Genomic DNA, 21595 nt, shown 5'->3' with positions numbered 1-21595 from the left:
ATTTTTGGTTAGTTAGCCTTCCTCAACTGGGACAAGGAGTTGAGACTGGCTGAGGTCAACGGTCAGAGCGTAATTGCTATTGTCACGAATCGTGTGTTCAAAATCTGTGGTGTAAAGAAGGATTCTGAGAGTATCTCCTTTTTCTAAGTGGTAGATACTTGGTTGAAGTGGGAAAGTAACCGTCATCCATTCATCATTTGGGATGGCTTCGACGGTGAGCAGCCCATTCCGGTTTTGCAAGTTCATTACTCCTTTGGTGATGACGCGATAAGGGCTCTCTTTAAATGGGAGTTCTTTGAGTCCTTCTCGAGAGAAATTTTGCCCATTGTCGATGCTAGTGAGGTCCATATATTCTGGTGTATCACCGAAGCGTTTTTTCTTGCCATAATCGAGCACCTGAGCAGAGAGGATGCCTTTATTTTCACTGGATTTAAGCCTTAGTTGCAAGGTCATCTCTCCATTGAGCGGGAGATCTTCTTCTAAAATAATATCCACATGAGCTTGATTTGCCTTGACTTCAAAGAGATCTTCTTTGAAGGTTTGGAAAGACTTGCCATAGCAAGTGAAGTCGTCCTCGCAATAATGGTTATCAATGAGAACACGATCGTTACCAAGTGGAAGCTCTTGTTTCTTTGAACTTCCGAATTGTTTGAGCGCTTTCCAGCTTTGCTCTGTTTGATTGTCTTGCCAAAGGATCTCCTCTAGGTGGAAATGATTGTCAACGCCTAACATTTTTTGACAAAGCAAGGCATTCATGCTTTCGCGGAAATCAATAGATTGCCAATTGTGCATATAGACGTGCTGTCCATGGTGCAAGAATAGGTGTTTGCCAACAGCTTCAGGAAGCTGGTTGAAAATGTTATAGACTTGCCTTGGTTTGACATTCCAGTCTTGAAGGCCATGGGTATAAACCACTTCACAGTTAATATGTTTTGCTTCTTGAAGGTAATTGCGATCGTGCCAGAATTGATTGTAGTCTCCAGACTCACGCTTGAGGGCCCGTGTTTGGTTTCGTAATAAAATTTCATAATAACTATTATGATTGAGATAATCACCTGCTAGCAAGTTACGAGAATAGGTTAATTCAGTCAGAACGTCTAAATCTTCGCCAGGATAACCGCCAGGGCTGCAGACCAAGCCATTTTCACGGTAATAGTCATACCAAGAAGAGATGGCTGCTTCAGCAATAATAACGGCTAGACCATCAACGCCTGTTGTGGCAAGACCTGTTGACATGGTTCCAAGATAAGATTTTCCAGTTGTAGCAACAAGTCCATTCGCCCAATCGGCCTTAACTTGGGCCTCTCTCTTGTGATTTGTGAACCCATTTGCTCTGCCATTCAACCAGTCAATAACAGCTTTGAAACTCGCAATTTGATTGTAATCCCCACTGGTCATAAAGCCAGCGGATCCAGCTGTTCCAATACCCGAAACGTAGATATTAGCAAATCCACGGGCAAGGAAGTAGTCGTTGAGGGTGTAGGAACCAATATAGCTAAAACTCTCTTGACTCTCTGTTACAGGGACATCAGCTGGTTGTGTTTTAAAAGGCATGAAATCAACGCGTGAAACAGAAATGGTGTGAGGTTCTTTTACCTTCAACTCAGCTTCCATTGGATATAATCTCTTATCATTGGCAACTTCGTTCACCCCTTCATGATAAGGACTGGCTGTCATAACGGTTGGCAACGGCAGGCTGGTTTTAGGGCGGATAATATTGACCTTGATCAAGTCTAGTTTGCCATCTTCATCAGTATCAACAGGGGTTTCGACATAGACGACTTCCCGAATCAAGTCATTGGTATCAAAAGTTGCCAGAGACTTTCCGTTAAAATAGTGGTACTGGTTATCCATCGGCAAGAGGCCTTGGCTGACTAAATGATCAACTAAGGTCATTCCTGATTTCATACGAGTGGCTAATAAATGATGAAGGGAGCTGATGATATTTTGACCATCAAACTGGACGGGAAAACCAATTGATTCGCTGAAGTCTTTAGCTGATGTGAAATCCACATTTGGAATAAACCCAAGTAATTGCAAGGCAACCAATTCAAAAACATCCTTCGTTAGAGGAGCAGCTGATGTCACAAAAGTAAGCAAATCCATGCTATCACTAGCAATTAAGTTACTTAGTGGGTAATCAGTGTTTTGAAAATGAAAATAGAACTTACGCAAAAAAGCTTCTAGATTCTCTTTTTGGCTCTTTTTCATCCTTAGGTCAAAGCCTAAAGAGTGGAGTTCTTCAAGGGCATTTTCAATGGAAGTAGGGATGTAAGAAAATTGATTGTATTTCATATTTGCGTCAAATCCTTTCTTGAAAGTAAACGTTTTTATTAGGTGAACAAGCTTTACATTATCTATTATACTTGATAGAATGGTACTTGTCTAAACAATATCATAAAATGGAGGAACTAAAGACACATGGATGTTACATGGATTGTGAAGTACATCACAGAATTTCTTGCGACTGCCTTGCTTATTATTTTAGGGAATGGTGCCGTTGCAAACGTTGATTTAAAAGGAACAAAAGGGAATAACTCAGGATGGATTATCATCGCCTTGGGTTACGGTCTTGCTGTTATGATGCCAGCTTTAATGTTTGGTAATGTTTCAGGAAACCATATTAACCCTGCCTTTACTTTGGGACTAGCTGTTTCAGGTTTATTCCCATGGGCACACGTTGCGCAATACATCATCGCACAAGTACTTGGAGCAATCTTTGGTCAACTTGTAGTGGTTGGTGTTTACGGCCCTTACTTTAGAAAAACAGAAAATCCAAATCCAGTTTTGGGTTCCTTCTCAACTATTTCAGCTCTTGATGACGGTACAAAAGCTAGCCAAAAAGCATCAATCATCAACGGTTTTGCTAATGAATTTGCTGGTTCATTCGTTCTTTTCTTTGGTGCGCTTGCTCTGACAAAGAACTTCTTTGGTGCAGAACTAGTTGGCAAATTGCTTGATGCTGGTTACGATGAAGTCATCGCTTCTCAACAAGTGGCTCCATATGTAACAGGTAGTATTGCTGTTGCTCACATCGGTGTTGGTTTCTTAGTGATGGCACTTGTAGCTTCACTTGGAGGTCCTACTGGACCGGCCCTTAACCCTGCACGTGACCTTGGTCCTCGTCTTGTTCACCACCTCTTGCCAAAATCTGTACTTGGGCAAGCTAAGGGTGATTCAAAATGGTGGTATTCATGGGTTCCGGTTGTGGCACCTATTCTTGCTGCAATCGCTGCAGTAGCACTATTCAAATTCCTTTATATTAAATAATAAACAAAAAAGAGGCTCAGGCCTCTTTTTTAATTGTCATTTGTGAGCCAATTGTAAAAATCCTCCAAAGTCACTGATTCAAAGGATTCTAAAAAATTAACCATTAATGAGTCTGTTTCTGCTTGTTAGCAATGGATGGGTTGAGCGAAGAACGAATTAACATACCTCCTGTAAAGATAACGATTAGAACAACGAGGAGTTTTAAGCTATTAAGGTCCAAATTTGTCAAGAAGAAGACAGCGAGTAAAACCCCAATAATGCCACCAAGAACAATGCCAGCGAAGCCATCCCAACTGACACGATCTGCTTTGATAAATTGACTGCTAGAGGCGGTCATAATCATAGCAGCATCAAGCATCATCACAGGCATAGCAACAGTTGGGCTAAGCCCCATGAGTGAGAAGAAAATCAATTCTGGAGCGTAATTACCCAATCCCATCGTCATGAGAACACCTACGGTAAAATTGAAGGCAATACCCACAAATAACCAAATACCATGTAAGCCATGCACAGAGTCAGAGAGATTATCTCCAGGGTGAAAAATCATACGGAAAATCATAATAAGTGCGGCCAAAATTAAGAGACCGCCAAGTATTCGTTGAACCGTTGGAGTATGCCAATTCTTGGTAATTTTGGTTCCAAAATAAGCGCCGATAAAGGCTGCTGCCGCCATCGTGACCAGGGTCAAGACTTCAACCTTAACCACGAAAATAAAGCATAGGGACTGGATAAGCACAGGAAGGACATGCCCAACTGTCATCGTTCCAGGGAGTTTCCGGTCGTCAGTCACTAACTTGGTTAGTTTAAAACATGTTGTGGTTGTGGCAAAAGAGCCAATCCCAAGGGTATCAAGCGCATCGGTTACTAAACCAATCCAAAAACCAGTCCAAAATCGTTTAAAAGGATTGATCTTGTTTTTTCGGATATGCCTAACCAGTAATAGGAAAATAAAAAGCATTGCTAAGACTAGCAAAGCTTGTATCAGTCTAAGGATAATCATTTCATTCATACCTTCTAGTTTACAAAAAAAAAGGAGTGCCGTCAATTTGACTCTCTCAAAAATGTAAATACTTGTTTTCTTTTCATGAAACAAGAAGAAAACAAAACATCGAAATCTTTAAGGCTATCATTATTTTTTCTTATTTGGAGAGATTGTTAAGATTAACAGGGGGGAGTCGTTAAGTGGCCCCTAAGCGCTTTATAAGGAGCGCATAATTTCTTGTCAAAAATCAGAATTTTGTCTATAATAACAGAGGATTAGGAGGAAATTATGACTTTGTTTAAGAACCTTGTCTTTAAAACCCCGGTTTTACGTGTTAACAACCGTGACTTGAACATTACATTTTACCAAAAGACCCTAGGTCTTCGTCTAGTGTCAGAAGAAAATGCAATTGCGATTTTTTCATCGTGGGGACAGGGGCAAGAACGATTTGTAATTGAGGAATCTCCTTCAGCTAGAACACGTTCAGTAGAAGGGCCTAAAAAAATTAACACTATTGTGATTAAAACAGCCCAACCTAAAGATATCGAACAATTACTCGCTCATGGAGCTAGCTATGAGACCTTATTTAAAGGGGAAAAAGGCTATGCTTTTGAAACCGTTTCTCCAGAAGGGGATCGCTTCTTGTTACATGCTGAAGATGATATCAAAACCCTTGAAGGAGTAGAATTGCCTGCTTTCACAAAAGAGGAAGGCTTCAAGGGTCTTAGTCAATTTAGCTTTGATATTATCGTCCTAAACGTCCCTAGTGAGGAACAATCAAAAGCTTTTTACCATGACCTATTTGGAGAGCGATTGCCTGTTGCGATGGATTTCATTCAAGAGGAAGGTCCCGATTTAACCATCGATCCTCACATTGCTTGGGATTTAGAGATTTTAGAGTTTCAAGTGCCTGCCGATTATGACATGGCAGCTTTAAAAACACATCTGGAAGAAGCGGGTCATCCCGTTTATGTAGACAAAAAGCATAAGGTCTTGGTGATTTCTGATCCAAGTCAGATAGAAATTTGGTTTATGAAATGACCCTTGGTTTGTTAGAACAACTAAATGATCATATGCAACAAGGATTATACAGAGGGGCTAGCTTAGCCCTTTTTCAGTCTGGTCAGTGGCAAGAGCATTATCTGGGCACAATAGATGGCGACCAACCTGTTCAGCCAGATTTGGTCTATGATTTAGCTAGTGTGTCAAAGGTGGTTGGAGTTGCTACTGTCTGTATTTTCTTGATCAATAGCGGAGCACTAAAACTCGATGACTCCCTAAAAACCTATTATCCAGACATGGTTCATGATGAAGTGACCATCCGCCAATTATTGACCCACACCAGTGGACTAGACCCTTATATTCCGAATCGAGATCACCTTCAGGCACAGGAATTAAAAGCAGCCTTAAATCAGTTATCCCTTAAAAAGGATAAGACATTCCAGTACACTGACGTGAATTTTTTACTGCTTGGTTTTATGTTAGAAACTTACTGCGGCAAGTCTTTGGAACAACTCTTTCAAGAATTGGTTTTTCAGCCTTTTGATATGCCACAAACCTCATTTGGCCCAAGACCCACTGCTGTACCTACACTAAAAGGAGTGAACGACGGACACGTTCATGATCCTAAAGCCAAAGTGCTAGGAAAACAGGCGGGATCAGCGGGGGTGTTTTCAACCCTCAACGATTTGGAACATTTTGCTATGCATTATCTCGAGGATTCCTTTTCAGATTCGCTGTGGAGCAACTACAGTCTCCAAGAAAAAACGCGTTCCCTTGGTTGGAATTTGGAACAGGATTGGATTGACCATACGGGATATACGGGTCCATTTATCATGTTGAATAAGAAAGAGCAAAAAGCAGCTATCTTCTTGACAAATCGAACCTATGATAAAGATGATCGTCCCCTTTGGATTCGAGAACGTCGTCGCATTAGAGACGCTATCATTGACTACATGTCAGATAATCACTAGTCTTATGTCTGCCATGTGTTTAGTCAGCATCATGAAAAAACAAAGGTCACACTGTAAAAATGTGACCTTTTTGATTAACAGAGAAAGGGGAGCATCCCCGAGATGAGAAGGTTATGATTGTTTTCTTCTGTCAAGAACAGATTCTCTCTTCAGCAGTTGGATGGGGAGGACTTGTTTATTCTGAATGGGTTTACCAGACATCAAAGCAAGTAGAGAGTCAATCGCTAATTGAGCTTTTTGAGTGGTTTCTTGATGAACGGTACTTAGTTTAGGGCTTGTATAAGAGGTGAAAGGTAAATTATCAAAGCCAATGAGTGAAAAATCAGTAGGGACTTTTTGACCAGAGGACTCAAGACCTTCTTTTATTCCCACAATCATTTCATCTGCAGTTGAGAAAATAGCCGTAACCTGTTTGGGATTATGTTGTGCGATAGCTTTGCCTAAAAGTACCCCTCCCTCAAAGGAAATCTCTTCTCCCAAGAGATGACTGTCTAAATTGTATTCTTGAATAGCTTTTTGGTAGCCTAAAAAGCGTTGGTAGAGGAGGCCATTTTGGCGAAAGCGGTCTTCTTGATAGACTTCCTTGCCACTGGCAAATGCGATAGCAGTATGCCCACATTCACAAAGATGTTTAGTAGCCAAATAAGCACCTGAAAAATCATCAGAATTAATGGTACAAATGCCAGGATCTTCAACGTAGGAGTCAATAAAGATGGTCGGTATGGTAAGGACTTGTGTAATTAATTGAGCATTTTCAGAAGAAACCCCAAAAGCCACAGCGCCATCAATTCCCCACGATTTAACAGCATGGCAAAACTCTTGAACCGATGGTGTGGAAAGCAACATGATTTCATAATGATTCTGGTTAGCAAATCGAGAAATGGTTGCGGTAATTGTTGACAAATAAGGGATTTCTAGGAGGCTTTTCTGTTCAAAAGAAGGAAGCCACAGAGCAATGATTCGCGAAGAACCACTACTGAGCGTGCGCGCATTGGCGTCAGGGATATAACCTCTTTTTTGCACTAATGCCATGACACGTTGATAGGTTTTTTCGCTGACCTTATGTTTTTTATTATTTAATACATTTGAGACGGTCATAGGGCTGATTCCCAACTCTGCCGCAATTTCTTTGATGGTTGCCACTGTAGTACTCCTGTATTTGGATCGCTAATACGATAGTGATAAGTCTATCATACCACAAGTCCTGTATTTGACCAGCCCTAAAAAATCGTTGCAAAATTTTTCCTTAATGATATTGACATCTTTTCAAAGACGTACTATAATAAAAAAAGAAAGCGCTTGCACTAATTATTGCATAACCCTTATCATGGAGACGAGGGTAAGTTTTTAGCATTATAGTTTAACGATAAACCTAATTGACCGCCACCGCTTATTGGACGATAAGGTTTTGAGAAAGAATTTAGTAGCTTTTTGGGGAAGTATTTCTTCGAAGGGGAAAAACTATTTTTGGAGGCTAAAACTATGCGCTAAGTTTAACGATAAACCTATCTGAAATTTGATTTTCTTATCTCAAAAGGTAGCCAACAACTGTGTTTTAATCTCTTTTTACCTAAATAAGAGAGGTGATAACTTTCTGTTACAAGTTTCGTCTTGCGAAATCGTTTCATTTGGTTTAACGATAAACTAATTTTCAATGCTATCTGTAATGGTTAGCCGGTGTTAGGTTCCTCACAACAGTCGTTACCGGTGAGTTGTGATAGGACGTAGATTTATTAGAATGGAGAACAAATGCCCCTCTTTCCTTCTGTTAGTAAGGGTGACCTTGCGACATACCGTAAGCAATTTAAAAAGAGCTTACCACTTTATTTGCTGTTACTGCCCTCTTTGGTATTGCTTCTTGTTTTTTCTTATTACCCCATGTATGGACTAGTGATTGCCTTTAAGGATTATTCTCCTTCCTTAGGTTTTTCGGGAAGTCCTTGGGTAGGCTTTAAACATTTTTCGCAATTTTTCCATTCCTATCAATTTGGCTTAACGATTAAAAACACTCTAGCTATCAGCTTGTATAGTATTTTTATTGGTTTTCCTCTGCCGATAGCGATTGCCTTGTTGTCTAACCAACTACGAAGTGAAAAATTTAAAAAAGTCTTTCAGGTAACCACTTATTTTCCACACTTTATCTCAGTAATGGTTGTTGTCGGAATGATATTGATATTCTTCTCACCGGAGACAGGCATCGTAGCCAATCTCTTTCGGCTATTGGGGCTGACTTTCCCAAATATTTTAGCCAATACTAGTTTTTTCAAAGACATTTATGTCTGGAGCGATGTTTGGCAACACTCAGGTTGGGATAGTATCGTCTACATTGCAGCCTTAGCCTCTATTGATCCAACCTATTATGAGGCTGCTGATATGGACGGGGCTAGCCGTTTCCAAAAAATAGTTCATATTGATATTCCGCATCTCATTCCAACAATGGTGGTTCTCTTGATTTTGAGGGCTGGAGGGCTCTTGAGTGTTGGTTTTGAAAAAGTCTTGCTACTTCAAAATCCTCTTAATTTGGCTTCTAGTGAAATCATTTCAACCTATGTTTATAAAATGGGGTTGCAGAGCTTTCAATATAGCTTATCGACGGCTATTGGCTTGTTTAATACTTTGGTGAATTTGGTTATCCTCTTAACTGTGAATTGGCTAGCCAAGAAATACACTGAAAACAGTTTATTGTAAGGGAGAGTTGACTTGAAACGTTTGAAAACATTTATGAATCGAAAAGCTTCAGATGTCATCTTTGATATTAGCCTCTATGTGATTGCTTCGTTGATTATTTTACTAGTAGTCTATCCCTTGTGGTTTGTTATTATTGCTTCTTTTAGTGATCCGTCGTCAGTGGCGCGAGGAGAAGTTCTGCTTTGGCCTAAACATTGGAGTCTGAGCGCTTATGATGCCTTATTAAAAGATAGGAGCATCTGGATTGGCTACCGTAACACCATTTTATATACCGTTTTTGGGACCTTGTTTGGGTTAGCTGTTAATCTCCCAGCAGGCTATGCCCTTTCTTGAAATGAGCTGTTTGGGAAGAAAGCCATTCAATTTCTCTTTCTTGTTCCCATGTTTATTTCGGGTGGTCTCATCCCAACTTATTTAGTGATTCGAGATGTAGGCTTGTTAAACAATGCCTTGGTAATGATTGTTCCTTTTGCGGTCTCTTCTTACAATATCATTGTGGCTAAGACCTTTTTTAAGAGTAATATTCCAGAAGGACTCTGGGAAGCCGCTCAAATGGACGGGGCAGGAACTATTCGCTTTTTCTTCTCATTTGTACTACCTCTGTCAAAAGCCATTATCGCTGTTATCGGTTTATGGACGGCGGTTGGGATCTGGAATTCTTGGTTCAATGCTTTGATTTATTTGACAGACGCTGATTTGCAACCTCTGCAATTGATTTTGAGACGTATTTTAGTGACCAACGAATCCTTGCTGAAGCAGGCTACGGGTAGTCTAGCTTCCGAATTAAGAGCCTTATCTGAAATGATGAAATACGCAGCGATTGTGGTGTCAACCTTGCCTATTTTATGTTTGTATCCCTTGCTTCAAAAACATTTCAATAAGGGTGTGATGATTGGTTCTATTAAAGAATAGGATAACGATGAATGAATAAACTACTTAATCCTAATAGTCGGGTAATAGCTTTTTTAGAGACATGCTTTGATTTAGCCCTTCTCAATTGTTTATTTCTTACATTTAGCTTGCCTCTTTTGAGTATTGGGGCTAGTTTGACAGCTCTTTACCGATCCATTATCGATGTGATGGACGGCCAACGAGGTCAAGTCACTCAACGCTTTTATCGCTATTTTAAAGCTGATGCCAAACAAAGCACGATTTTCTTTTGCTTGAGTAGTTTGTTCATATTGTTTCTTGTGATGAATATCAGTTTACTTGATAAGATGACAGGAATCCTTTACTTGTTTTGGTCGATGAGCTTAGTAGTGATGGGATTTTACGTCTCACTGGTGACTTTTTGTGCCTATTATTTTTTAGCTCGTTATGATAATTCACTCATGGGTATGGTGAGAGCTGTTTTTCAACTTTTTTCTTATGAAAAAGGAAAGATTATAGTGATGCTCTTACCTTACTTGCTAGTCTATGCCTTCTTTGTTAGCAGTTCCGTTGGACTGTTTACAGCGTTCTATTTTCTCACCTTTGGTGGGGTCTCATTTTTAGTCGTTTGGAAGGTCCTGTTTTTCAAAAAGCTCTTAAAGCCCTATGAGAGACAGTCCGAGAAAAGAAAGGGAGGGACGCTAGCAAAGGAATAAGTGGTTTGAGATTTCAATTAAGATGTGTTTAAAAAAGAAAAAATAAGGAGATATGATGAAAAAAACATCCGTTAACCGTTTGGTAGCAGCATCACTTGTGACAGCATTGAGTTTAGGTTTAGCAGCTTGTCAGTCTAATAAGAAGGGTGACACCGCTAGTCAAAAAGAGAATCATTTTACTGTGGCTACTGTCCGCTGGCAAGATTGGGGGAAAGATTTCCTTAAAGGCTTCGTTGCAGAAGCTGAAAAGAAAGCTAAGGTAGATGTGGATTGGAAAATCTATTTAAATTCCGATTGGGCGGATCAAAAGGCTGTCTTGATGGCCGGTGGTAAATTACCAGATGCCTTTTTAGGATTTATTAGCTTCTCAGATAGTGACCTGTCTGTCTTTAAAAATCGCTTCATTCCATTGGAAGATTTAATTGACAAACACATGCCAAATCTGTCAAAAATCATGAAAAAAGATCCCAACATGCGGGCTATTGTTACCGATCCAGACGGGCATATTTACTCCTTGCCAAAGCGTGAGCCAATGAGCCCTAAGGTTGCTAACCAGTTATATATCAACAAAAAATGGCTGGACAACCTTGGCTTAGACATGCCAAAAACTTACGAAGATTTAGTCGCTGTTTCTAAAGCCTTTCGTGATAAAGATGCCAATGGCAATGGAAATGTGTCAGATGAAATTCCGTTTGAAAACGGTGGGGTTGATCCAATTCTCACTTATGCCCTACCTTTTGGCACGGTGATTAGTCCAGGGGAATCTGGAAAATATTGGACAGTTAATGATAAAAAAGAAATCACCTTTACTCCAACGGCCGACTACTACAAAGAAGGGCTAAAATGGGTTCACGATCAATACAAAGAAAAACTCATTGATCAAGAAATTTTCACCCAAGATAGCTCTCAAGCAGAAGCTAAACGTCAAAACAATGGGGATGCTATTGTCGGTATTTCAGCAGGTTGGACAGCAGATGCCCTCTTTGGTAAACATGCTGCAGAATACGTCCCAATGCCTCCAATCACAGGTCCTGATGGCAAAGCTTATGTGCATGCGGATGGTAGTGGTTATGGACGTAATGAGCTGATGATTACCGATCAAGCTAAGGATCCAGGGAAAATCCTAGCCTTCTTTGACCAATTCTACACCGAAGATGCTACGATTCAAACCTTCTATGGCTCTTTTGACAAGGCCACTAAAAAGAATGACGATGGCACTTATACCGTGCTAGAAGCACCAGATGGGGAACAAGATATTTTTGTCTGGGTGAATTCACTCAGAAGTTTTGGACCGAAGTACGCTCCAGATGATTTCAATAAGAAAGTAACCTTGCCTAAAGGTGCCGGCGATGGTCTTAAATTAGAAGCACAAAAAGTCGTGGAAGATGCTGCTCAACCAGCTTTTCCAAATGTTATGTTCACTCAAGAAGAACTAAACCGCTTATCAGTCATTTCGGTTGACATCATGTCCTTTATTCAGACGAAACAAGCTCACTGGGTAACTGAAGGAGGAATTGATAAAGAATGGGATGAATACCTTGCTAGCCTTGATAAAATGGGGCTAAAAGAGTATAAGTCTATTCACCAAGCCGCTTATGATCGTTATTTGAAAAACGAAAAGAAATAAGTCAGTATGAGTAAGACCCAAGAGAGGTGCTTAGGCTTCTTTTGGGTCTTCTTAATGAGTTAGCTTAGAAAGAGAAAGATTGTTACATGCAAACCTTACTACAAACCGTCTATTCAGATAGCACTAAACACTTTGTGTCTAAGCCGTATCCGCGAAAAGGAGACACTATTCAAATCAGCTTACGGGTCAAAGAAAACCTGATTCTTCAACAGGTTTTCTTGCGCTACAAAAAGCAAGGGGTAGAAATTGTCGAAGAAATGACAAAGACAGAGACTTTAAATGGCTTATCCTATTATCAAGTTGACGCTCTTTGTTTAGATGATTATTTGTCTTATCAATTTTACCTCACTACTAAAGAGGCTATTTATTTTTACACCCAAGCAGGTATCAGCGACTACCTGCCAGATGATAGTCACAATTTTAAAATTTATACAGACTACGATGCTCCTGAATGGTTATCCCAGACGGTTTTTTACCAAATCATGCCAGACCGTTTTGCTAATGGACGACCAGAAATAGGGATCACAGCAGAGCAATTTACTTACAATGGCAAGTCTCCAAGGCCAATGCGTTGGGAAGACCAGCCCTTAGAATATGCTGATGTTTTTGCGATGGATTTCTATGGAGGGGACCTCTGGGGAATTATTGATCATCTAGACTACTTGCAAGAGTTAGGGGTTAATGGGATTTACCTCAACCCCATTTTTACCTCACCCACTCATCACAAATACGATGCTTTGGATTACTTCGAAATTGACCCAAGTCTGGGTGGAGAAGAGGCCTTAATTGCCTTATCGCAAGCAATTCATCATCGCGGTATGAAACTGGTTTTGGACATTTCAATTAACCACACCAGTTCCTCCTCAAAATGGTTTAACAAGACCTGTGAATTTTACGACAAAAGTGTGGGAGCCTATCACAATCCTGATGCTCCTGAACGAGAGTTTTTCTTTATCGATGAGCAAAACAACTACAAGTCTTGGTTTGGTGTAGAAACCATGCCTCAACTCAATTACGGGTCTCAACGCCTCAGAGATATTATTTACCGTAATGAGAATTCTGTTCTCAAAAAATACCTCAAAGAGCCCTTTAATATTGATGGTTGGCGCTTTGATGTGGCAGATGTGATGGCTAGAAATGATGTGTTAGATGTTTACCATGAGGTTTGGCGGGAAATCTACCAAGAGATTAAGGCAACCAAAAAGGATGCTGCTATTATTGCGGAAGAATGGGCTGACGCTTGGGAAATGTACGACGCCAAGCAGTGGGATTCCACCATGAATTATTTCCAAGCGGCGAGACCTCTGAGAGAATTCGCAGGGACCTGTGACTTGTTTTTGGAAAGGCAACCTGATTTGGCTCAGATTAATTACCCTAAGACTGCTAGACATCTTGGCCGACGCATCTTACAGTTCATGACCAAGGTTCCTTCACAAATCCAGTATCAGATGTTTAATCTAATCGATTCTCATGATGTGCCAAGGCTTTATCACATGGATGGCGTAGCATTTGCAGCCTACCAAGGAGCTTCTATCTGTCTTTTTGGACTTCCAGGAGCAACTAATATCTGGTATGGTGACGAGCAGTTACTCGGAGGCCATCATAAGAGCAACGAAGGTACACGCTATCCTATGAATTGGTCTAGAGAGCTAACCCAGCAAGAAAAAGATTGTTATCAGTTGTATCAAACGCTTTGTCGTCTAAAAACCACTGAGGAAAGTCTCCAAACAGGCGGCTTCAGAATTCTGCGCATGACAGAACAGGTGATTGTTTTTGTTCGTTTCACTAGAGAAGCTTGTTACCTCTTTGTTTGGTCTCAGTCAGAGCAAGAAGAGCAGATTGACATCACTGCTTTGGATTTAGGAATGACGGGTGCTGACTGGGCACTTCTTGTCGGAGATAGTCATGTAGATAGCACTGCAGAGCGTTTGAATCTTATCGTACCAGCCAAAGGTTCTGCAATCATCTCAGGTCACCTTTGTCAAGGACAATAATGTCCAATTAGCCCAATCAGATTCAAAATACTATGAAAAGCCCTATAACTATTGGAAGCCTTTATCACGAGATAATAAGTTTCATGATTGCTCTGCCACTTCGTTATAGGGTTTTTTAGATGTTTATAATGGTGAATGAGGTAGGTCTTTTGTCATTGTGATATGCTCAATTCCTGCTTCTTCGAACCGCTCTCCCTCTTCTTGGAAACCTAATTTGGCATAGAAGGTTCGAGCGCTTAATTGAGCATGCAGGCTGATACGTTCAATTCCTTGTTTTTGGGCATAGGTTAGGACGTAAGTCATTAACTCTTGTCCTAGGGCCTGGCCACGGTATTCTTTGAGGACAGCCATGCGTTGTAAGGTAACGGTTTTCTGATTGGAATCAGGCAGCAGACGACAAGTAGCACAAGGTTTGCCATTATTGTCGTAAAGAACAAAATGAAGACAGTAAGCCTCATTACGGTCGATTTCAATAGCAGCTGGAACTCCCTGTTCACCAATAAAGACTTGACGTCTGATTTTTACAGCATCTAAATAAGTATCAGCTAGAGTATTTCGAGTTTGTTTGATTATCATAAGGTTATTATAAGCTAAAAAAAGAAGCAGGACAACTGTTTGATGTCCTGCTTCTATAAGAATGACTAAGGGCGTTATGCAAAGGCATAACGAGCCTTGTCTGATTATTGACCTGAGATAGCTTCAGCGGCATCATCCATTGAAAGCACTTCGTGGAAGACACGTTGAGTCAATTCAGTTTTTTGTTCTGGTGTAAGGTATTTGGTGTTGACACAGTAACCAGAGATACGCACGATAACATCTTCGCCGTTCATGATCTTGTCATAAACATCGTTAAGGTCCATAACGTTCAAGTTAACGTGTTGACCACCATTTTCAAAGTAACCATCAAGAACTGTTACCAAGTTATCAACTTGTTCGTCAAATGTTTTACCAAGAGCACGAGGTGATACTTGAGTAGTCAATGAGATACCATCATTAGCGTGTGAGAATTCAAGTTTAGCAAGTGAGTTAAGGTTTTGTAACCAGCCACCTTTTGCTTTGTTAGATGGGTTAGCACCTGGTGAGAAGAATTCTACTTGGCTAGTGTTAACTGTACCATCTTCGTTCAAGAAGACGCCGCGGTGAACTGGAGAGTTACCAGTTTGTTTAGAGTAAGCAACGTTTGAAGTGATGGTAAGAAGTGATACTGAAGCCTCAGCATTCTTGTAAAGTTTGTGACTTGCAAGACGTGTGTGGTAAGCTTCCATCAACCATTTCGCGATGTCATCAACACGGTCGTCATCTTCACCGTAACGAGGGAAGTCACCTGTTACTTCGTAGTCATAAATGTAGCCATTTTCATCGCGGATAGTTTTAACAGTTGCGTATTTAATAGCTGACAAGGTATCAACTGTGTTAGCGAAACCACAGATACCGAATCCCATGTTAGCACGTTGGTGTGTTGGCAAGAAGGCCATTTGAACTGCTTCGTAGTTGTATTTATCAGTCATGTAGTGGATGATGTTAAGCGCATCTACATAAGTATCTGTCAACCAGTCAAGAGATTTCTCAAAGTTAGCCATAACTTCGTCGTACTCAAGAACTTCTGATGTGATTGGTTCAACAACGTTAAACACTTTGTAGTCTCTGTGAACATCATCGTAACCACCGTTAAGACCAGTAAGAAGGGCTTTAAGAACGTTTACACGAGCACCGAAGTATTGGATGTTATGACGTTGTTCTTCATTTTCTGGGTCAAGTGGTGATACACAACATGAAATACATGACATCTCACCATAACCTTCTTTAGCCATTGTTGTCACACCTTCATATTGGATAGAAGAGTGTTTGTGGCTCATTTTCATACAGTAGCGACGGAATGCTTCTGGCAATTGATCAGTCCAAAGAACAGTCAAGTTTGGTTCTGGAGAGTTACCAATATTATCAAGCGTGTTCAAGAAACGGTAGTCCATCTTAGTTACACGGTGACGACCATCGTTACCCATACCAGCCATAGAAGTTGTGATGAATGTTGGGTCACCTGAGTAAAGCGCATCGTAAGCTTTCGTACGTCCGAATTTTACGGTACGAAGTTTAAGAACGAAGTCATCCACAAATTCTTGGATTTCTGATTCTGTAAAGGTACCACGAGCAAGGTCACGTTCAGCAAAGATATCAAGAACGATTGGCACACGTCCAAGAGAAGTTGCTGCACCGTTGATCACACGACATACTGCCATGAAAGCGATGTTTACCCATTGGATAGCTTCTTTAACGTTTTCTGCTGGGCGACGAACGTCAACACCGTAAAGATCACCAAGTTTAACCACTTCACCAAGTGCTTGGTATTGAAGGTTAACTTCTTCGCGAAGACGGATTGATTCTTCATCGATTTCAGTGATAGCATTCCAGTCATTGACTTTTTCTTGCATCAAGTAGTCTGCACCGTAAAGAGCAAGACGAGCGTAAACACCGATGATACGTCCACGTGAGTAAGCATCTGGAAGACCAGTTACAGTGTGGGCATGACGAGCGCGACGAATATTTGAAGTATAAGCGCGGAAGATACCGTCGTTAACAGTTGTCACATACTTAGTAAAGATTTCATGTACTGCTGGGTCTGGTTCATAGCCGTTTTCTTTAAGGGTCGTTTCCGCCATACGGATACCACCTTTTGGCATGAAGTTCAATTTGAACAATTCATCGTTTTGAATACCATAAATCAATTCATTGTCTTTATCGATGAATCCAGCAGGAATGTCAGCAATTGAAGTTGGACGAGTATCGTATGGGAAACGTGTAGCTTCATAGTGTGCTTTTGTTTCTTCGATAACTTTTTTGATGTGAAGTGAACGTTCAGTAGCACCAGCCAAGAAAGATTCATCGCCATCGTATGGCGTGTAGTTAGCTTGTACAAAACGTGAGACACTTGCTTTTTCTTTCCAGTCAGTTCCTTTAAAGCCTTCCCAAGCTTTTTCGAAAACATCTGTGTTAGTTTTAACAGTTGCCATATATTTCTCCTTAAATTCTAGTAACAAAGCGATCTGTTACATTTACAACTCTAAGTTTAACATATAGGAAACGTTTTCCCAAGCAAAATTCTTGACAAAATTAAGATTCTTTTATAATACAGATTGTTGAAACAGTCACAAACTGTATTAGAATGTATTTTTTTGGCTTTAGATGCTCTAAGGAGTATAATATAGTCAGGAGGGGCCGATGCTTATTTTTCCACTGCTTAATGACACGTCACGAAAAATCATCCATATTGACATGGATGCCTTTTTTGCTGCAGTTGAGGAAAGAGACAACCCAGTCTTAAAAGGGAAACCGGTTGTGATTGGGAAAGATCCTAGAGAGACTGGGGGACGCGGTGTTGTCTCTACTTGTAATTATGAAGCTAGGAAATATGGGATTCATTCTGCTATGAGCTCTAAAGAGGCTTATGAGCGTTGTCCTCAAGCTATCTTTATCTCTGGGAATTACGAAAAATACCGCAGTGTTGGTCAGGAAATTCGCCATATTTTTAAACGTTATACTGATTTGGTTGAACCTATGTCTATTGACGAGGCTTACCTTGATGTGACTGATAATAAGTTGGGGATTAAGTCAGCTGTGAAAATCGCTAAACTGATTCAGCATGATATCTGGAATGAGGTTCACCTCACTTGCTCGGCGGGAGTCTCTTATAATAAATTTTTAGCTAAATTAGCCAGTGATTTTGAAAAACCGCATGGGCTAACGCTTGTTTTGCCCCAAGATGCCCTCTCCTTCTTAGCCGACCTTCCTATTGAAAAGTTTCATGGTGTCGGTAAAAAGTCGGTTGAAAAATTACATGAGATGGGGATTTACACAGGGCAGGATTTGTTAGAAGTTCCTGAAATGACCTTGATTGACCATTTTGGCCGCTTTGGTTTTAATCTTTACCGTAAAGCGAGAGGCATTAGCCATTCTCCAGTCAAACCCAATCGTATAAGAAAGTCGATTGGTAGTGAGAGAACCTATGCCAAACTCCTTTATCAAGAAGCCGATATCAAAGCAGAAATCAGTAAAAATGCTAGGCGCGTGGCCGCTCTCTTACAAGACCATAAAAAGTTAGGGAAGACCATTGTGCTTAAGGTGCGTTATGCTGATTTTACCACCTTAACTAAGCGAGTCACCCTGCCAGAACTGACAAGGGATGCCGCACAAATTGAGCAGGTGGCCGAATCTATCTTTGATACCTTACCAGAACATACAGTAGGTATTCGTTTGTTGGGAGTGACCATGACCAACTTGGAGGACAAGATGGCAGATATCGCTTTGGATTTATCGTAGGAAGAAGGCTTTCCTCTTTCCTATTTCTAGAGGCAAAAATAAGCTGACTAGGAAAAGTCCTAGTCAGCTTATCTTACTTCGTGTGATATTACAGTATTGATTGGTCTTGGTCGGTATCAGTGTCTTTGTCGTTAAGGGTTTTGGCTTTGTAAAAAGCAAAGCCATAAAGAGCAGCTTGTGCAAGGATAAGGATAGTTCCAACCATTGACAAGGTTGTTGTGAACTGGTTAACCAAGCCGATAACAGAAAGGATAAGGCCTAAGATATAAGGAATATAACTAACCGTTAGACCTTGTTTTAATTTAGATAAGTTTTGAGCACAAAAGACAATGATAGCAATAATAGCAAGGACATTTAAGACAGATAAGAAAATCATAAATGGTGTCATGCTGCTTTGTAGCTGTGCCAATTGCTCAGTTGTTAATTGGGCCCGAAATGCTTCATTCTTGAGTTGGCTTTGTAAGTAGAAAATCCCTGCAAATCCCATTAATGACAGTACAACTCCAAGCCCGTTTAGAATAATAATGGCAATAGTAGACGTTTTGAGTGCCTGACGCACTTTTTCATAAGAAATCATATAATCCTCCTAGAGTCCTTAATCCGAAATTGTACAATGTGTTTAATACAAAAATATTATACCATAGATTAATCAAAAATGTCCGTTTTTCTAGGATTTTTTCTGGAAAAAGAGGGCAATATCTGATTCTGTAAGCCCTATCATCGAATCGATAGTCGAATAATTCTCAGGTGTTAACCTAAAATCATCATTATCTGACTGAGAGTTCTCAGTGGGGTTAGAGTTTGTTGATTGAGAGGAAGATTTTTGAGAGTCGTCCTCAAGGGTTGCCGTATTAGAAAAAAGGGAGGTCTGCTCTTTTGATTTTAGCTCTTGGTTAGGTTGAGAGGAGGCTAAGTCGGATTGTTCTTGGAAGCGTTCGATCAAGTAGGTTTGGCGTTTATCGCCTTCGTGTTTAATAGCATACTCAAAGGCAGTATATTCTCCCAACAGAATTAACTTACTTTTAGACCGAGTAATGGCCGTGTAAATCACATTTCGTTGCAAGAGTCGGCCGCTTTGGCGTGTGATAGGTAAAATCACCACTTGAAACTCGCTCCCTTGTGACTTATGAATGCTCATGGCATAGGCTAAGGTTAATTTTAGCCATTCATTTCTAGGGTACGTGACTTCGCTACCGTCAAAATCTAAGATTAATTCGTCTTGCTTAGATTCGGTATATTTAGCAGGAATCAAATCTGTAATATAACCAATATCTCCGTTAAAGACATTCAACTGAGCATCGTTGACTAAGTGCAGGACTTTATCACCTTTACGAAAATGCGTATCATTGAACAGAAATTCTGTTTGTCCTTGCAAGGGATTGAGAAGTTCTTGCATGAGTTGATTAAGATGATTGATGCCAGCTTGTCCTTTGTACATAGGCGCTAAAATTTGAATTTCCTCAGCAGGGATGCCACTTTTAATAGCAGATAGGACAATTTTTTGAATCATGTCAGGGATAAAGGCTGCTTGGGCTTCAAAATAAGAACGGTCAGCTTTTTTATCACGAAAGTCAGCAGCTAAGATTCCTCGACGCATCTGGTCTGCCAAATTGACAATAGTAGATTCTTGGGATTGACGAAATATCTTTTGCAAGGCGATTTGGGGCAGGCTATTGACTTTTAAAAGATCTGACAGGACTTGACCGGGTCCAACCGAAGGAAGCTGGTCACTATCTCCGACAATAATCACTTGAGTTGTTGAGTTAATAGCTCCTAACAACTGGTTGGCAAGCCAGGTATCCACCATTGAAAATTCATCGACAATCAGCAAGTCGCAGTCTAGATAATCCTCCATGGCTTGGTAATCGTTGTCGCCATTGAGGCCTAAGTGCCTGTGGATGGTTGCGCTAGGAAGTCCAGTCAACTCATTCATGCGACGTGCAGCTCGACCTGTTGGAGCTGCTAACAAGATAGGAAGGTCTTTTTTATCCAAATCAATCTGATGCAGGTTCGCGTAAGCCTGCAAAATGCCTCGAATAACAGTTGTTTTTCCTGTTCCGGGACCACCTGTTAGGAGAAAGACCTTGCTGGTTAAGGCCTTAGTAATGGCTTCTTGCTGCACTTGGTCATAGGTGATGGCAAAGTCTTTTTGAACGGCTTGGATGGTTGTTTGAATGGTATCATGACTAAATGACTGACTTAAAGGAGTATCTAAGAGACGAGAGATGTTGTTAGCAATCCCTTCTTCAGCAAAATAAAGGCTAGCATCAAACAGTTTGGTGTCACTGTTTTTGATTTTGCCCTCTATGATCAACTCGCTTAGTTGTTCAGCCACAGCAGCAGGATCACATTCTACTTGACGTGCATCTTCAAGGAGTGTGATGGCAAAGTCTAATAATTGTCGTGCTTGGACATAAGTATCTCCTCGATTGATGGATTCTTCCAAGAGACAGTGAAGGAGGGCTGCACGAAAACGTTTCGGAGAGTCGTTTTCAATCCCTAAGTTTTCAGCGAGAGCATCTGCCATCTTAAACCCAAAACCTTGTAGATCTTCGACTAACTGATAGGGATTTTCTTTAACAAGGTCAAGAGCCTCTTCTTTATACTTTTCAAACGCTTGAAAGGCAAAACGGTTGCTAAGGCCAAGTTCGACGAGACCAGCAATCAGTTGCTCTGTGCCATAATTCAATTTCAGTTTAGCGACAAAGGCTTGACGATTAGCCTTGGACAGACCAGAAATAGTTTCTAATTTACTTGGGTCTTCTAAAATATGGTCAATAGTATTATTGCCATAGAGGGCAATGATTTTCTCCGCTGTTTTCTTTCCAATCCCCTTAAAATGGTCGCTGGAGAAATAATTAACCAAACCAGATGAACTAGGTTTGACTTTTTGGTAACGGCTTAGTTTGAGTTGCTGTCCATATTTAGGGTGCTGGGTCAATTCCCCCCAAAAGGTGTAGTCATCTCCTTCAATAATGTCAGCCATCGTCCCTGTGATAATGATTTCAAAGTCGTCAATATCACTATCTGTGTCTTCGATGGCAAGGAGGAGAATTTTAAAAAAATTAGCTGCATTTTCAAAGATAATGCGGTCAACAGTACCAGTAAAAAAGTGTTCCATAAGGGACCTTTCTGTCTATACAAGATAGTCGAAAACCTGC

Annotated in this window: 15 protein-coding genes and 1 pseudogene; 9 read left to right on the top strand and 7 right to left on the bottom strand. The window is 40.6% G+C overall.

All coding sequences use genetic code 11. From position 1 onward, the window contains the following. Window positions 1-12 precede the first annotated feature (12 nt). The gene (locus FQT67_RS09360; protein ID WP_015058047.1) at window positions 13-2295 is read right to left on the bottom strand and encodes a Xaa-Pro dipeptidyl-peptidase; all 2283 of its coding nucleotides are present in this window, start codon (window positions 2293-2295) and stop codon (window positions 13-15) included. Between the two features lie 126 nt (window positions 2296-2421). On the opposite strand from FQT67_RS09360, the gene gla reads away from it, so the two are divergent. Continuing rightward, window positions 2422-3270 carry an aquaglyceroporin Gla gene (gene gla / locus FQT67_RS09355; protein WP_003054261.1) on the top strand — a complete coding sequence of 283 codons (849 nt, stop codon included), beginning with the start codon at window positions 2422-2424 and terminating at the stop codon, window positions 3268-3270. A gap of 103 nt (window positions 3271-3373) precedes the next feature. On the opposite strand, the gene FQT67_RS09350 is transcribed toward gla, so the two are convergent. Further along, a complete protein-coding gene (locus tag FQT67_RS09350) occupies window positions 3374-4279 on the bottom strand; it encodes a sulfite exporter TauE/SafE family protein (protein ID WP_041781620.1) in 906 nt (301 codons plus the stop codon). A 261-nt stretch (window positions 4280-4540) separates the two neighbouring features. On the opposite strand from FQT67_RS09350, the gene FQT67_RS09345 reads away from it, so the two are divergent. Then, complete coding sequence (locus tag FQT67_RS09345; RefSeq protein ID WP_015058045.1) at window positions 4541-5293, top strand: CppA N-terminal domain-containing protein; 753 nt, start codon at window positions 4541-4543, stop codon at window positions 5291-5293. Continuing rightward, window positions 5290-6225: a serine hydrolase domain-containing protein gene (locus FQT67_RS09340; protein WP_015058044.1), complete on the top strand. Its 936-nt coding sequence runs from the start codon at window positions 5290-5292 to the stop codon at window positions 6223-6225. Before FQT67_RS09345 ends, FQT67_RS09340 begins: the two co-directional genes overlap by 4 nt. Window positions 6226-6336: 111 nt before the next feature. On the opposite strand, the gene FQT67_RS09335 is transcribed toward FQT67_RS09340, so the two are convergent. After that, a complete protein-coding gene (locus FQT67_RS09335) occupies window positions 6337-7368 on the bottom strand; it encodes a LacI family DNA-binding transcriptional regulator (protein WP_003056847.1) in 1032 nt (343 codons plus the stop codon). A gap of 606 nt (window positions 7369-7974) precedes the next feature. Between FQT67_RS09335 and FQT67_RS09330 the strand changes: the two genes are divergently transcribed. From FQT67_RS09330 to FQT67_RS09310, 5 genes and pseudogenes are all read left to right on the top strand, one after another. Further along, window positions 7975-8913, top strand: a complete 939-nt coding sequence (locus FQT67_RS09330) for an ABC transporter permease subunit (RefSeq protein ID WP_003056823.1) — start codon at window positions 7975-7977, stop codon at window positions 8911-8913. A gap of 12 nt (window positions 8914-8925) precedes the next feature. Further along, a pseudogene (locus FQT67_RS09325) lies at window positions 8926-9825 on the top strand (carbohydrate ABC transporter permease). 11 nt (window positions 9826-9836) lie between these two features. Beyond that, window positions 9837-10499, top strand: a complete 663-nt coding sequence (locus tag FQT67_RS09320) for a YesL family protein (RefSeq protein WP_046177426.1) — start codon at window positions 9837-9839, stop codon at window positions 10497-10499. Between the two features lie 55 nt (window positions 10500-10554). Next, window positions 10555-12126 (top strand): extracellular solute-binding protein, encoded by a 1572-nt coding sequence (locus FQT67_RS09315; RefSeq protein WP_046177427.1) that lies wholly within the window; start codon window positions 10555-10557, stop codon window positions 12124-12126. An 86-nt stretch (window positions 12127-12212) separates the two neighbouring features. After that, complete coding sequence (locus tag FQT67_RS09310; RefSeq protein WP_046177428.1) at window positions 12213-14120, top strand: glycoside hydrolase family 13 protein; 1908 nt, start codon at window positions 12213-12215, stop codon at window positions 14118-14120. 123 nt (window positions 14121-14243) lie between these two features. Here the strand turns inward: FQT67_RS09310 and FQT67_RS09305 are convergent, their stop codons facing one another. Further along, a complete protein-coding gene (locus FQT67_RS09305; RefSeq protein ID WP_046165971.1) occupies window positions 14244-14696 on the bottom strand; it encodes a GNAT family N-acetyltransferase in 453 nt (150 codons plus the stop codon). Between the two features lie 104 nt (window positions 14697-14800). After that, the gene (gene pflB, locus FQT67_RS09300; RefSeq protein WP_003056840.1) at window positions 14801-17128 is read right to left on the bottom strand and encodes a formate C-acetyltransferase; all 2328 of its coding nucleotides are present in this window, start codon (window positions 17126-17128) and stop codon (window positions 14801-14803) included. Between the two features lie 208 nt (window positions 17129-17336). Between pflB and dinB the strand changes: the two genes are divergently transcribed. Next, the gene (dinB, locus tag FQT67_RS09295) at window positions 17337-18434 is read left to right on the top strand and encodes a DNA polymerase IV (protein ID WP_003059896.1); all 1098 of its coding nucleotides are present in this window, start codon (window positions 17337-17339) and stop codon (window positions 18432-18434) included. A gap of 88 nt (window positions 18435-18522) precedes the next feature. On the opposite strand, the gene FQT67_RS09290 is transcribed toward dinB, so the two are convergent. Both FQT67_RS09290 and FQT67_RS09285 read right to left on the bottom strand, forming a co-directional pair. Next, window positions 18523-19011: a hypothetical protein gene (locus tag FQT67_RS09290; RefSeq protein ID WP_046177429.1), complete on the bottom strand. Its 489-nt coding sequence runs from the start codon at window positions 19009-19011 to the stop codon at window positions 18523-18525. A gap of 90 nt (window positions 19012-19101) precedes the next feature. Next, entirely contained in the window at window positions 19102-21555 is a 2454-nt protein-coding gene (locus FQT67_RS09285) for an ATP-dependent RecD-like DNA helicase (RefSeq protein ID WP_046177430.1), read from the bottom strand. Window positions 21556-21595: the final 40 nt, after the last annotated feature.

The organism is Streptococcus sp. NCTC 11567, from assembly GCF_902141215.1.
Lineage (GTDB): Bacteria > Bacillota > Bacilli > Lactobacillales > Streptococcaceae > Streptococcus > Streptococcus dysgalactiae.
Note: the sequence above shows the minus strand (reverse complement) of the source record. Positions and strands in the feature narration are given on the sequence as shown.

What these genes read in the sequence shown, in the direction of transcription:
- FQT67_RS09360 (WP_015058047.1), bottom strand. Translation starts at nt 2,295, where the DNA reads ATGAAATACAATCAATTTTCTTACATCCCTACTTCCATTGAAAATGCC.
- gla (WP_003054261.1), top strand. Translation starts at nt 2,422, where the DNA reads ATGGATGTTACATGGATTGTGAAGTACATCACAGAATTTCTTGCGACT.
- FQT67_RS09350 (WP_041781620.1), bottom strand. Translation starts at nt 4,279, where the DNA reads ATGAATGAAATGATTATCCTTAGACTGATACAAGCTTTGCTAGTCTTA.
- FQT67_RS09345 (WP_015058045.1), top strand. Translation starts at nt 4,541, where the DNA reads ATGACTTTGTTTAAGAACCTTGTCTTTAAAACCCCGGTTTTACGTGTT.
- FQT67_RS09340 (WP_015058044.1), top strand. Translation starts at nt 5,290, where the DNA reads ATGACCCTTGGTTTGTTAGAACAACTAAATGATCATATGCAACAAGGA.
- FQT67_RS09330 (WP_003056823.1), top strand. Translation starts at nt 7,975, where the DNA reads ATGCCCCTCTTTCCTTCTGTTAGTAAGGGTGACCTTGCGACATACCGT.
- FQT67_RS09320 (WP_046177426.1), top strand. Translation starts at nt 9,837, where the DNA reads ATGAATAAACTACTTAATCCTAATAGTCGGGTAATAGCTTTTTTAGAG.
- FQT67_RS09315 (WP_046177427.1), top strand. Translation starts at nt 10,555, where the DNA reads ATGAAAAAAACATCCGTTAACCGTTTGGTAGCAGCATCACTTGTGACA.
- FQT67_RS09310 (WP_046177428.1), top strand. Translation starts at nt 12,213, where the DNA reads ATGCAAACCTTACTACAAACCGTCTATTCAGATAGCACTAAACACTTT.
- FQT67_RS09305 (WP_046165971.1), bottom strand. Translation starts at nt 14,696, where the DNA reads ATGATAATCAAACAAACTCGAAATACTCTAGCTGATACTTATTTAGAT.
- pflB (WP_003056840.1), bottom strand. Translation starts at nt 17,128, where the DNA reads ATGGCAACTGTTAAAACTAACACAGATGTTTTCGAAAAAGCTTGGGAA.
- dinB (WP_003059896.1), top strand. Translation starts at nt 17,337, where the DNA reads ATGCTTATTTTTCCACTGCTTAATGACACGTCACGAAAAATCATCCAT.
- FQT67_RS09290 (WP_046177429.1), bottom strand. Translation starts at nt 19,011, where the DNA reads ATGATTTCTTATGAAAAAGTGCGTCAGGCACTCAAAACGTCTACTATT.
- FQT67_RS09285 (WP_046177430.1), bottom strand. Translation starts at nt 21,555, where the DNA reads ATGGAACACTTTTTTACTGGTACTGTTGACCGCATTATCTTTGAAAAT.